The organism is Thauera butanivorans NBRC 103042, assembly GCF_001591165.1.
Taxonomy (GTDB): domain Bacteria; phylum Pseudomonadota; class Gammaproteobacteria; order Burkholderiales; family Rhodocyclaceae; genus Thauera; species Thauera butanivorans.
The window spans coordinates 90960-104397 of sequence record NZ_BCUG01000008.1; the positions used below are offsets into that span (position 1 = coordinate 90960).

The following is a 13438-nucleotide window of genomic DNA, read 5'->3' on the forward strand; positions in this document are numbered from 1 at the left end:
ATGCGCTACGGCGATCTCATTCAATTCGAACCGATCGAATCGGTCATTCAGCTGCTCGACGCCAACCGGCCGGACGAGGCGAAGAAGCTCGTCGCGACCTACGTCATCTCGGATGACATGGCCGAGCGGATCGCCAAGCTGATGATCCCCCAGCTCTCATTCGATGAGTCCGTTGACCACAAGGGCCTGCTGGTGGTCGGCAACTACGGCACTGGTAAGTCGCACCTGATGTCGGTCATTTCCCTCGTGGCCGAGGATGCCGGGTACCAGGAGATGATCCGCCACCCCAAGGTCGCCGAAGCGGCTACGGCGATCGCTGGCAAATTCAAGGTGCATCGCATCGAGATCTCCAGCCAGATGTCGTTGCGGGACATCATCACCCAGCAGCTCGAGCTCTTCCTCGACAAGCACGGCGTCAGCTACACCTTCCCGCCTGCCGACAAGGTGGTGAACAACAAGGCGGCTTTCGAGGAGATGATGGCCGCCTTCGCCGAAGTCCACCCCAACCACGGGGTCCTGCTCGTGGTGGATGAGTTCCTGGAGTACCTGCGCTCGCGCAAGGACCATGATCTTGTCCTCGATCTGTCGTTCCTGCGCGAGATCGGCGAGGTCACCAAGCACTTGCGCTTCCGTTTCGTGGCCGGCGTGCAGGAAGCCATCTTCGACAGCAGCCGCTTCCAACATGTCGCCGACAGTCTGCGCCGCGTGAAAGACCGCTTTACGCAGGTGCTGCTTGCCCGCCAAGACGTCAGCTTCGTCGTGGCAGAGCGGCTGCTGAAAAAGACCGCTGACCAGCAGAACCGCATCAGCACCTATCTCACCAAGTTCGCCAAGTTCTACAGCGCGATGAACGAGCGCATGGACGAGTACGTGCGCCTGTTTCCCGTCCACCCGGAGTACATCGGCACCTTCGAGCGACTGGTGTTTACCGAAAAGCGGGGCGCACTGGTCACCTTGCGCGACCAGATTCAGGCGATTCTCAACACCGACGTGCCCGAGGATCGGCCCGGCCTGATCGGCTACGACAAATTCTGGGAGACCGTCACTTCCAACTCGGTCTTGCGCTCGGATCCCAGCATCGGCCCCGTGCTGAAGGTTTCCGAGGTGCTGTCCGAGCGGGTCCAGAAGGCCTTCTCCCGCCCAACCTACAAGGCGATGGCGACTCGCGTCATCAACGGCTTGTCCGTGCATCGGCTCACCACCGGGGGTGACATCTACGTACCGGTCGGGCCGACGGCCGTCGAGCTGCGCGACACGTTGTGCCTGTACCAGCCAGGTATCGAAGAGATGGGTGGCGATCCGGCGGACGATCTGCTCACTGCGGTCCAGACGACCCTGCGCGAGATCGTCAAGACGGTCAACGGCCAGTTCATTTCCAAGGCGCCCGACACCGAACAGTACTACCTCGACCTCAAGAAAGACGTCGACTACGACGCCCAGATCGAAAAACGCGCAGAAGCCCTGTCCGACGACGCGCTGGACCGCGCCTACTACGGCGCCATCAAGCAGCTGATGGAGCGCACTGACGAGAGCACCTACGTCACCGGCCATCAGATTTGGCAGTACCAGATCGAGTGGCAGGAACATCGCGTGGACCGCAATGGCTACCTGTTCTTCGGCGCCCCTAACGACCGCCCGACCGCCCAGCCCGAGCGCGACTTCTACGTCTACTTCATCCAGCCGTTCGAGCCGCCGCGCTTTCGAGATGAGAACAAGGCCGACGAAGTCTTCCTCCGCCTCAAGGGTCTGGACGACGCGATCAAACGGCACCTGTCGTTCTACGCCGCCGCCCAGGACCTTGCGTCCACCGCCAGTGGTGGCGCCAAGGCCATCTATCTCGACAGAGCTAAGGATGCCCTGCGCGAGATGAGCAAGTGGCTGCAGGACAAGCAGATGACCGCCTACGAAGTCACGTACCAGGGCAAGACCAAAACGCTGCAGGAGGGGACCAAGGGCGTCTCCATCCGGGACAAGCTGCGTCTGGGCGCCGACGAGCGCGCCAACTTCCGCGACATCGTCAACGTCATCGCCGGCCTGGCGCTCAATCAGCACTTCGCCGACGTCGCCCCCGACTACCCGGTGTTCTCGGTGCTGGTAACTGAGTCCAACCGCAAGCAACTGGTAGGCAACACACTGAAGGCCCTGGCCGGCGGCACCCGAACCAAAGACGCCACCGCCGTTTTGGATGCCCTGGAAATGCTTGACGGCGACCGCATCGAGGCGGGACGGTCTCGTTATGCCCAGGAGGTGCTGGCTCGCCTTAAGGCCAAGGGGCACGGCCAAGTGCTCAACCGCAGCGAGCTCCTGAGTGGTGCGACCGACGTCGAGTACTTCCATCCGATCAAATTCCGACTGGAGCCTGACCTTCTGGTTGCTGTGCTCGGGGGCTTGGTGTACTCGGGCGACGTCGTCTTAGCCATCACCGGCGACAAGATCGACTCCGGGAAGATCACCCAGCTGGCTGAACGCAGCCTGGACGAGCTGAAGTCGTTCAAGCATGTAGAAGCCCCGAAGGAGATCAACGTCGCCGTCCTGCGCTCGCTCTTCGAGTTGCTGGGCTTGTCGCCAGGGCTTGCCCAGCTGGCCACGCAGGGTTCGGAAGAGCCGGTCAAGCAATTGCTGGAGGCCGTGGCCAAGCTGGTCGGGCGAGTGCTGACCGCGGGCACCGACCTGCAAGGCAAGCTCAGCTTCTGGGGAAAGCCGCTGCTCACGGATGACGAGATCCGAGACTGGCGCATGCGGCTGGAACAGCTCAAGACCTTCACCGAGAGCCTCACCCCGTACAACACGGTGGGCAAGCTGAAGAATCTGCGCATCGGCTCGGACGACATCGACGCGCAGAAGAAGAACCTGGAGGTACTGGCATCCGTCGAGCGTCTGCAGGAACTCGTCGCCGAGCTGGGCGCAACGGCTGGCTACCTGTCGTCAGCCGAGCTGGTGTTGGCCTCGGACCACCCCTGGGTCAAACAGGCCCAGGCCACGCGCAAAGACATCCTGGATAAGCTGGCCACGGACCGCAGCGCGCAGCATGCTGGTGAATACCGCAAGGCACTGGAGCGGCTCAAGAAGGATTACTTGGCCGCGTACATCGCCCAGCACAGCAAGGCACGGCTGGGTGTAGCCGAGGACAAGACCAAGTCAGCGCTTCGTAAGGATCCGCGCCTCGCTTCCATGCGGGCGCTGGCCGGCATCTCATTGATGCCCACCACCCAGCTCACGACCTTCGACGACAAGCTCGACAAGCTCAAGAGCTGCGCGTCACTGGTCGAAGCGGACCTCGCCGCCAGTCCGTACTGCCCGCACTGCAACTTCCGTCCCGCCAACGAGCAAGGGGACTTACTGCCAGCGGCCAACGTACTCAAGGCGCTCGACGACGAACTGGACCGCTTGCTTGACGGCTGGCAGCAAACGCTGCTCGACAACCTCGATGATCCGACCATCCAGGCCAACTTTGATTTGCTGAAGTCATCGGCCCGAGAACTGATCAAGCAGTTCATTGCATCGAAGAAGCTGCCGGATCCGGTGCCGCCCGACTTCGTCAGCGCCGTTCAGGAGGCGCTTTCTGGGCTTGAAAAAGTTCGCCTCACAGGAGACGACATCAAGGCGGCCCTGCTGCGCGGCGGATCCCCCGCGAAGCCCGAGGAGCTGCGAGACCGCTTCGAGGCATTCCTGCGCGAGCACAGCAAAGGTAAGGATGCCAGCAAGCTCCGCTTTGTGGTTGAGTGAGGTGTAGTCATGTCAGCCCACGGAGTTACCGATATTGACGTACTGGCGCTGGCGGTACGTGATCGCGAATCGCGCCGCCTCATTCTCGAAGCCATCACCGCCTACCGGGGTGGTGCTCTGCGATCCGCCATCATGTCCGTCTGGATTGCTGTGGTTTACGACGTCTTCTCTAAGGCACGTGAATTGGCAGCTCAAGGCGACCCGGCAGCGGCCGCGTTCGTGGCTACGCTCGATGCAGCCATCGAACGTAAGAATGTGGCCCAGATGCAGGCCATCGAGCGAGATCTGCTCACCACAGCACGAACCGAGCTCCAACTGACGACGCAGCACGAGTTAGAAGTCCTGGCGCGCATTCAGTCTGACCGCAACCTCTGCGCGCACCCAGCCTTCATCACAGAAGACGAGCTGTTCCAACCGGCGCCGGACTTGGTCCGCTCCCACCTGGTTCACGCACTGCAATGCCTGCTGGTACATGCGCCGTTACAGGGCAAGAGCGCGCTCAACCGCATTCGGGTCGACATCCTCAGCCCGTCTTACCCAGTGACTCGCGAAGGTATCGGCACCTATGTCGCTGCGAAGTACCTAAACCGAGCCAAGGATGCCTTGGTGTCGAACTTGGTCAAGGTGCTACTTAAGGCCTTGTTCTTGTCGGATGCGCAGGAGTTCCTAGCGAAGCGCCGGCAGCTTGCATGGACGCTCAGCGAAGTCGCCACATCCAAAACGGCAATTTTCGAGGAGGTAGGCCGGCCCTTGGTGGCGACATTCTTCGACGGAGTCGACGATGCCAATCTCCTCCATCTGTGTGTGCACCTCGGAGCCGAACCTCGGATGTGGGCGTGGCTCTCCGAGCCAGTGCGCTTGCGCGTGACGCGGCTCCTAGAGAACGCTGACGTTCCGACCCTCAAGTCCTTCATGGCATTCGACGCATTCGCGGTCCCGGATCTGGCCGATTTTCTGTTGGCCAAATTCTCGGGCTTGGATCAGAACGGGCAGATCGAGCTGATCTCGGACACGCCACGCAAGGAGTTCGTGAGCAAGGCCATCGCCATCTATGCGTCGGCAGGCAACTATCGAACGGCAGAGCAGCAGGGCCAAGCCCTCATTGTCCCGCTAGCGGCGTTCTTCACGGCAGAGGACATCAAGACCTGCCTAGACGCGGTTCTGGGCAATAGCCAGATCTCCTACGCATCTGGTTCGCCAGATGTACTCGCTGAGGTGTTCAGGCTTACCCAGGGGCTTCTCGAGCAAACCCGGCCCGATTGGCAGCGCTTCGTCGACGAGATGACCGCGCAGCACGGTGGCAAGGTTGATGCCCATTATTCCTACCCAGGCATCCGCGCCAAACTGGCTGCCGCCTGACCTTCTCAGACAACTGATCTTGGGAATGCCCCGATGAATGATCTCCTCCAACACCAAGAACAAAACACCGGCCCAGTCGAGTGCCTCGGGCTGAAGTTCCCAAGCGACCAGGCCCGACGTGAGCACTTCCTGAAGCTGCTGGCCGAGAAGCTCAAGGATCCAGCCTTCCGCAAGCAGGACGGTTTCCCGAAGGGAACGGACGAGGCCATCCTCACCATGTCCGATCCGCCGTACTACACCGCCTGCCCCAATCCGTGGTTGGCGGATTTCGTCAAGCACTACGGCAAACCATACGACCCGCAGGACAAGTACAGCCGCGAACCGTCGGCGATCGACGTGTCGGTCGGCAAGACCGACGCGATCTACAAGGCGCACTCCTATCACACCAAGGTGCCACACCTCGCTATCGTGCCGTCCATCCTGCACTACACGAAGCCGGGTGACGTCGTGCTGGATGGCTTCGCAGGTTCAGGCATGACGGGCGTAGCGGCCCAGTGGTGCGGTACGGCACCGGCCACTTATCGGCACGAAATCGAGCTGGCGTGGAAGAAAGTAGGCCGACCGGCGCCGCAATGGGGCGCACGGCGTGTGGTGCTCAATGACCTGTCGCCCGCGGCCACCTTCATCGGCGCCAACTACAACCTGCCGTTCGACGTGGATACCTTCGCACAGGCCGGCAAACAATTGCTCAAGTCGGTCGAGCAAGACATCGGCTGGATGTACGAGACCCTACACACCGACGGCAAAACCAAGGGGCGCATCGAGTTCACCGCCTGGAGTCAGCTCTACAGCTGCCCCGAGTGTGCCGGCGAAGTGAACTTTACCGAGGAAGCGCTGGACGACGAGTCCAAGCGGATCAAAGATGCCTTCCCCTGTCCGCACTGTGGAGCCGAGCTCACCAAGTCTCGACTCGACCGGCTGTATACGACAAAGCGCGACCCGAGCACAGGCAAGACGATCCAGGTACCCAAGCGTGCGGCAACGCTGATCTCCTATACCGTCGGCAAAACCCGCTACGAGAAAAAACCGACCGCTGACGACTTGGCGGTGCTCCAGCGTATCGAGTCACTGCCTTTGCCATCCCAGGTGCCGACCATCGAAATACCGCCCATGCACATGACGCACGAGCGGGCGCGCATGGACTATGCAGGGATCACGCACGTCCACCACTTCTTCCTTCCCCGCGCGGCGCAGGCCATAGGCAAGCTTTGGGAAAAGGCTCGTGCGCATCCGGATGCGCGAATCCGGGCCTTCCTGTTGTTCATGGTTGAGCAGGCGATCTGGGGCTTTTCGGTTCTCAATCGATATAGTCCCTCGCACTTCTCGCAAGTGAACCGTGCACTCAACGGCGTCTACTACGTGGCATCACAGCACGCTGAGTGCAGCCCGTCCTACAACCTTGGCGGAAAGCTCGATCGCCTCACGAAAGCCTTCCAGGCATACCGGGCAACGCAAGGCAATGCTGTTGTCAACACCGGCACGGCAACGCGTTTGCCGCTGCCAGACGCGTCCATCGACTACGTCTTCACCGACCCGCCCTTCGGCGAGAACATCTACTACGCCGACCTGAACTTCCTGGTCGAGTCATGGCATGGCGTGGCCACCGATGCCCAACCCGAAGCCATCATCGACCGGTTCAAGAACAAGGCATTGCCGGACTACCAGCATCTGATGCAACGCTGCTTCGCGGAATACCACCGCGTGCTCAAACCTGGGCGCTGGATGACGGTGGTGTTCTCCAACAGCAAGGCGGCAGTGTGGAACGCGATCCAGGTCGCCTTGCAGCAGGCCGGCTTCGTGGTGGCTGAGGTGACGGCGCTGGATAAGGTGCAAGGCAGCTACCGCCAGGTGACATCCACCACCGCCGTCAAGCAGGATCTGGTGATTTCAGCCTACAAGCCCAACGGCGGGCTGGAGCAGCGCCTCGCCCAACGTGGCGCCACGCCGGAATCGGCCTGGGATTTCGTGCAGACCCACTTGGGGCAGCTCTCCGTCACGAAAGTGAAGAATGGCGCGTTGGAGTTCATCGTCGAGCGCGACCCGCGCCGCATTTACGACCGCCTGGTGGCCTGGTTCGTCCGCCACGATGCGCCCGTTCCGCTATCCAGTGACGAGTTCCTGAGCGGGCTGCGCAGCCGCTTCCCGGAACGTGATGGAATGGTATTCCTGCCAGAGCAAGCAGCCGTCTACGACAAGAAGCGCGCCCAGGTGACGCAAGCGCCACAGATGGAGCTGTTCGTCAGCGACGAACGAAGCGCCATCGACTGGCTGGCCGACTTTCTCAAGGCTCGGCCTTCCACCTATCAGGAGATCCACCCGGAGTTCATCACGCAACTGGGCGCCGGTTGGAAGAAGCACGAGGCCAAGCCGGAATTGGCTGCGCTGCTGGAGAACAACTTCCTGAAGTACGACGGCACTGGCGAGGTGCCGAGCCAGGTTCACAGCTACCTCTCCACCAATCACAAGGATCTGCGGGGGCTAGACAAGTCCGACCCTCGGCTGAATGCGAAGGCTCAAGACCGCTGGTATGTGCCCGACCCGAACAAGGCGCAGGACCTGGAGAAGAAGCGCGAGAAGGCGCTGCTGAAGGAGTTCGAGGCCTACGCAGGTGCCACCGGCCGCAAGCTGAAGGAGTTCCGGCTGGAAGCGCTGCGCGCCGGCTTCAAGGCCGCTTGGGGCAACAAGGACTACCAGACCATCATCAAGGTGGCCCAGAAGATCCCTGAAGAGGCGCTGCAGGAAGACGAGAAGCTGCTGCTCTGGTACGACCAGGCGCTGACCCGTGCGGAGGCAGGTGCCTGATGGCAGAAGCGCAGCCCGCAACCACCGGGCACGACATCGGCACGTGGTGCTGGCACCAGCGCCATGCCACACCCTGCCGGGTGATCGACCGGCAGGAGATGTGGGGTGAGCTGGCCTACCGTGTCTGGTTGCCAGCCAAGGACGCCGTGGTGCGCGCGCGCGCAGCCGAGTTGGCAACGCTGGACAGCGTGGCACCGTCAGTGGACCACATCCTCCATACGTCAGCGGCCGCCAAGCTGCTCGACGCGCAGGAGGACGATCTGCTGTTGGCGCCGATCCAGTCCAGCGTCGTCCCTTTGCCGCACCAGCTCTATGCACTGAACCGAGCGATGAGCAGCCACCGCGTGCGGTACCTGTTGGCCGACGAGGTGGGGCTGGGCAAGACGATCGAGGCCGGCCTGGTGTTGCGCGAGTTGAAGCTGCGCGGCATGGCACGGCGCATCCTGGTGGTGGCGCCCAAGGGGCTGGTACGCCAGTGGCAGGCGGAAATGCGACTGCACTTCAATGAGAAGCTGCAGTACATCGACCCGGCAGAGCTGGTGGCCTTCCGGCCCTGGCGCAACGACGAGGACAACCTCTGGCGCATGCACGACCAGGTAATTGTCTCGCTCGACTCGGTGAAACCGATCGAGGGGAGACGTGGCTGGAGTCTGGACCAGCTCAACCAATACAACCGCGAGCGCTTCGAGGACCTGATCTCCGCGGGGTGGGACCTGGTCATCATCGACGAATCCCACCGCATGGGCGGCAGCACCGACCAGGTGGCCCGGTACAAGCTGGGCGCCGCGCTGGCTGAAGCCTCGCCCTATCTCTTGCTGTTGTCGGCCACGCCGCACCAGGGCAAGACCGACCAGTTCCTGCGCCTGATGCAGTTGCTCGACCGGGAGGCCTTCCCCGACGAAGGCAGTGTGAGCCGCGACCGCGTACGCCCCTACGTGATCCGCACCGAGAAGCGCTTGGCCATCAACGCCGAAGGCGAGCCGCTTTTCAAGCCGCGCATGACGCGCCTCTTTCCGGTTGCCTGGCAGGAACGGCACACGGCCCAGCAGCGCCTGTACGAGGCTGTCACCGACTACGTGCGCCACGGCTACAACCAGGCCCTGGCCGCCAAGCAGCGCCACATCGGCTTCCTGATGATCCTGATGCAGCGCCTCGTCACCTCCAGCACCGCCGCCATCCGCGCCACGCTGGAGAAGCGGCAGGCACTTCTCGACACGCCGCAGTCTCAATCCGATCTCTTTGAGACAGCGGACTGGGATGAGTGGGCCGAGCTGGACGGACAAGCCCAAGCCGACATCGCGGTTCAAACGGCCGGCTGGGCACAGGAGAAGGCCGAGGTCGATCTACTGCTCGATCTGGCGCGCGAAACCGAAGCGCAGGGTACCGACGCCAAGGCCGAGGCGCTGCTGGAGCTGATCTACAAGCTGCAGCAGGAAGAGAACGACCCGGCGCTCAAGGTGCTGGTCTTCACCGAGTTCGTGCCCACGCAAGCGATGCTGGCAGGCTTTCTCGAAAGTCGGGGCTTCTCGGTGGCGCTGCTCAATGGCGGCATGGATCTAGATGCCCGCGCCAAGGCGCAGCAGGCCTTCTCGCGCGATGTGCGAGTGCTCATCTCGACCGACGCGGGCGGTGAAGGTCTGAACCTGCAATTCTGCCATGTCATCGCGAACTTCGACATGCCGTGGAACCCGATGCGGCTGGAACAGCGCATTGGCCGGGTGGACCGGATCGGGCAGCGGCATGTGGTTCGGGCCATCAACTTCGTGCTGGAAGACACCGTCGAGCATCGAGTCCGGCAGGTGCTGGAAGAGAAGCTGGCCGTCATCGCCGAAGAGTTCGGCGTGGACAAGGCATCGGACGTGATGGACTCCGTCGAGGCAGAGCCGCTCTTCGACGAGTTGTTCGTGCACGGCTTGCAGAACCCGACATCGATCGAGCAGGAGTGCGATGCCGTCATCGATCAAGTACGGGAAAAGGTGGTCGATGCGCGCAAGACCGGCGAGCTGTTGAGCGATGGCCATGTGCTCGAGGCCGACGATGCGCGCAAGTGGCGGGATCACCCTGCCCAGTTCTGGCTTGAGCGCGCGCTGACTGCCGGTCTGCCTGCGCGCGGCGGTGCCGCGATCCGCGAGGGAGATGCTTGGCGAATCAAGTGGGCCGATGGCAGCGAGTCGGCCCGGGCCTGCTTTGACGCACGGACGTCCGAGGAACGGCCGGACCTGGAGTGGATTACCCTGGAGGATCCGCGCGCACGCGCCGTCATCAGCGAACTGCCGCGCTGGGTGGCGGGACAGCCCCTGCCCTGCGTGCGAGTGGATGGCCTGCCGGACGCCGTCAAGGGGATCTGGTCGCTTTGGGAAGTCAGCCTGTCAGCGCCAGGTTTCAACCGCCGGCGCTTCTTGCCGGTGTTCGTCAACGACGATGGCCGTGCCTTCATGCCCACCGCGAAGCGGGTGTGGGATCTGCTGCTGACGGAAAGGGTCGAGTGCTGGGGCACGTTTGCGGCTGAGGGTTCTGCCGAACGGTACGAGTCGTCTCTGGCTGCTGCGAAAAACCAAGGGGAGCGACTATTTTCGAGCTTGCTCGATGAACACCGCACCCGATTGAACGAGGAGCGCGAACGCACGCGCTATGCCTTCGAGTCCAGACAACAGGCGATCGGCCGCATCGGCCTGCCTGCGGTGCGAGAGCACCGCCGCAAGCGCCTGAACGCCGAGCACGAGGCGCGCATGGCGGCACTGGAGGACGCAGCAGCCTGCATACCCGACTTGAACGCGGTGCTGATGCTCAGGTTCAGTGCGATCGAAGGCGCGGAGAGCAAAGCATGAGCGCCTGGGTCGATCGCATTCTGAAGGAGTTCACCGCTGACCTGTCGCGGCTGTGGATCGCCGCGGATCCGGATGGCGTGCTGCTCGACGAGGGCCTTCTTGCCGGCCTGCGAGAGCGTGGTTTTGACCTTCTGCCCTTCGAGGATTCGATAGCGTTCCGGGCAGAGTATGAAGGGCGCTATCGGGCCGCTTGGGACAGTGGTGATGATGGCCCGGCGAAGGCGCTGATCCTTCAGCTGCGCAGTACGAACACCGGCAACTTGCCTTGGGACTACCTGAAGCGTGCGCGACGGGTAAGCCTGACGCTGGCCGATCTGTTCCCGAAACTGAGCTACTCGGTGATTCGGCAGATCGACCCGGAGCACCATGATGCGCTGTATGCCGCACAGGCTCGCCACGCCACCCAGACCTTGGGAGAGTCCGCGACCAAGGACTTTGTGCTGACGCACATCTTCAAGCTCAGCCCGCACCTGATCGGAAGATCCGAAGACATCTGGCGGGAGTTACTCCGATTGCATTACCGGGATGCAGCGCTACCCTCGGTGTTGGCCGAGTATGTGGCGCAGGTACTCAGCGATATCCCTGCTTTCAAGGCGCTGCCTCTGAAAGAACTGTTCGCCTCGAAGATGACCTTGCTGCGAGTCGTGCAGGACGCCTGGTATCGCTACTTGGCGGAACGCGGCATCACCGGTACACGCACCGGGGAGCCACTTCCGGCCGAGTTTGCGGGCAACGCCGAAATTCCGTTCGAGCACCCGGACGTCCGGGTCATCGTCGACTCGATGTTTCTGGAAGGCCTGTTGCATCCCTTGTCGGTGTCGGGTGCGCTGCCGGCGATTCCTGATTGGGCGAAGGTCGGCATCGTGCAAGACCCGCTGGCGCTGCGCAATCTGGTTGAGGAAGGGATTAAGGGTCTCCGGCAGGCCTTACCCGGCTTGGAGTCGTCTTTCCGCGACTGGATGAGCACGGCGCGCAAGCTTGGCGAGCTGATCGCACGCTTTCATTCATTGGATTCGGCCCGCGCACAGGCGCTGGAGCCGGCCATGAGCGAGCTGCAGGTGGCAGCGGACGAATCGCTGCAACAGTGGGTTCGCAAGCACTACGCAGATCTGCCGTCGCTGCCGGCGGCCAAGGCGCCGGTCATGGTTCACCACATCCCGCGTTACCTGTCGATGCGCCGAAGCTCTGGCGAGGACCGGATCGCCCTGCTGGTGTTCGACGGACTGGCGATCGACCAGTGGGTACAGATTCGTGAGGCGTTGGCCAAGCGTGCGCCGAAGATGGGGTTCGACGAAGGCGCCTGCTTCGCGTGGGCACCGACGCTGACTTCCGTTTCCCGGCAGGCCATCTTTTCGGGCATGAGGCCGCGCGAGTTCCCCGACTCCATCGAAACGACGAGTGCGGAGCCAGCCCAATGGTCTCGCTTCTGGCTGGACCAGGGCCTGCGTGCCAATGAGGTCATCTACCGCAAGGGTCTGCAGCGCAATGACCATTTGGAAGAGCTGACAGCGGCGCTGGCCAGCCCGAATGTGAAGGTCGTCGGCCTGGTCGTCGACACCGTCGACGACATTGTTCATGGCGCTGTCCTTGGCAAGCGCGGTGTCGCCACGCAGATCGCCAGCTGGGTGGATACCGGATTCGTCGAGCGGTTGCTGGACCTACTTCTCGGCAAGGGCTTCCACGTCTACTTGACGGCAGATCACGGCAACGTGGATGCAGTCGGACAGGGCCGCCCGAAGCAGGGAGTGGCGGCCGAGTTGCGAGGCGAGCGGGTTCGCACTTACCGAAACGAAGCGCTGGCTGCGGAGTCGGCGGCGAGTACGACCAACGCCTACCGCCTCGATGTCGCTGGACTACCGGCGAACTTCTTGGCCCTATTCGCTGGCGGACGGACTGCCTTTCTGCTCCAGGGAGATCAGGCTGTCGTCCACGGTGGCATCTCGGTCGAAGAACTCTTGGTGCCGTTCGTCAGCGTGAGTCATGTGAGTTGACTGTATGATTTCGATAGCCCCTCAAATTGGCTTCGATCGGTTCATCCAGCTCGATTGGGTAGCTGCCGCGCTGCGCGTGCGAAACGGGCTGGCCGACCAGGGCGATCTGGATGCGCTGCTCGGCGCCGCCGGCCTCGGCAAAGAAGCCAAGATCAAGACTCGGACGAAACTGAACGCTTTGGTGCTCGAACCTCGATCCGAGCTTGAGGAGTTCATAAGCCGCGGCGCCGGCCTTTGGTCCGAAGCGAATTCCCGTCAGGACATCGCCTGCTTTGCGTGGGGCGCCGCGTTGGCAGCCTACCCGTACTTCGGGAAGGTTGCCGAGTTCACGGGCCGTCTGACCGCCATGCAAGGTGACTGCTCGATGCCCGAGGTGCACCGACGCATGAGCGAGCTGTACGGGGAGCGCGGCAACGTCAAAACCGCTACCCGAGCCGTTATTCAAACACAGGTGGACTGGGGAGTCATACGCCGGGTCACCAAAGGCAATCGAATCGAGCGGCTGGCACCGATACAACTGACGGATCCGGCACGAGTCTCCTGGCTGATCGAAGCGGCGCTGCGCTACCAGGGCCGCGCCATCGCGCTGGCAACCCTGCAGTCCACCGCTGTTTTGTATCCCTTCGCCTTCGAACCCCCGCTGGCCTATGTCATCTCCTACAGCACTGAATTGGAGGTTCGGTCGGAAGGACCAACCCAGCAGTTCGTGGCACTGAGGTCAAGCATTTAGTT

The 13438-nt window shown here is 62.4% G+C and carries 6 protein-coding genes; all 6 read left to right on the plus strand.

The window, feature by feature from the left end; genetic code table 11:
* The 6 genes from TBU01S_RS04460 to TBU01S_RS04485 are packed head-to-tail and all read left to right on the plus strand — an operon-like array spanning position 1 to position 13436.
* A complete protein-coding gene (locus TBU01S_RS04460) occupies positions 1-3726 on the plus strand; it encodes a DUF6079 family protein (RefSeq protein ID WP_068635434.1) in 3726 nt (1241 codons plus the stop codon).
* A gap of 9 nt (positions 3727-3735) precedes the next feature.
* A complete protein-coding gene (locus tag TBU01S_RS04465) occupies positions 3736-5085 on the plus strand; it encodes a hypothetical protein (protein ID WP_068635435.1) in 1350 nt (449 codons plus the stop codon).
* 33 nt (positions 5086-5118) lie between these two features.
* Positions 5119-7887 carry a DNA methyltransferase gene (locus TBU01S_RS04470; protein WP_068635436.1) on the plus strand — a complete coding sequence of 923 codons (2769 nt, stop codon included), beginning with the start codon at positions 5119-5121 and terminating at the stop codon, positions 7885-7887.
* On the plus strand, positions 7887-10715 hold the full coding sequence (locus tag TBU01S_RS04475; RefSeq protein ID WP_068635437.1) for a helicase-related protein: 2829 nt from the start codon (positions 7887-7889) through the stop codon (positions 10713-10715). The genes TBU01S_RS04470 and TBU01S_RS04475 overlap by 1 nt, the downstream gene beginning before the upstream one ends.
* Positions 10712-12706, plus strand: coding sequence for a BREX-3 system phosphatase PglZ (gene pglZ / locus TBU01S_RS04480; RefSeq protein ID WP_068635438.1), 1995 nt, complete (start codon positions 10712-10714; stop codon positions 12704-12706). Before TBU01S_RS04475 ends, pglZ begins: the two co-directional genes overlap by 4 nt.
* Positions 12707-12710: 4 nt before the next feature.
* Positions 12711-13436 carry a hypothetical protein gene (locus tag TBU01S_RS04485; RefSeq protein WP_068635439.1) on the plus strand — a complete coding sequence of 242 codons (726 nt, stop codon included), beginning with the start codon at positions 12711-12713 and terminating at the stop codon, positions 13434-13436.
* Positions 13437-13438 lie beyond the last annotated feature (2 nt).

Coding starts and splice junctions, on each gene's coding strand:
- TBU01S_RS04460 (WP_068635434.1), top strand. CDS start 1: ATGCGCTACGGCGATCTCATTCAATTCGAACCGATCGAATCGGTCATT.
- TBU01S_RS04465 (WP_068635435.1), top strand. CDS start 3,736: ATGTCAGCCCACGGAGTTACCGATATTGACGTACTGGCGCTGGCGGTA.
- TBU01S_RS04470 (WP_068635436.1), top strand. CDS start 5,119: ATGAATGATCTCCTCCAACACCAAGAACAAAACACCGGCCCAGTCGAG.
- TBU01S_RS04475 (WP_068635437.1), top strand. CDS start 7,887: ATGGCAGAAGCGCAGCCCGCAACCACCGGGCACGACATCGGCACGTGG.
- pglZ (WP_068635438.1), top strand. CDS start 10,712: ATGAGCGCCTGGGTCGATCGCATTCTGAAGGAGTTCACCGCTGACCTG.
- TBU01S_RS04485 (WP_068635439.1), top strand. CDS start 12,711: ATGATTTCGATAGCCCCTCAAATTGGCTTCGATCGGTTCATCCAGCTC.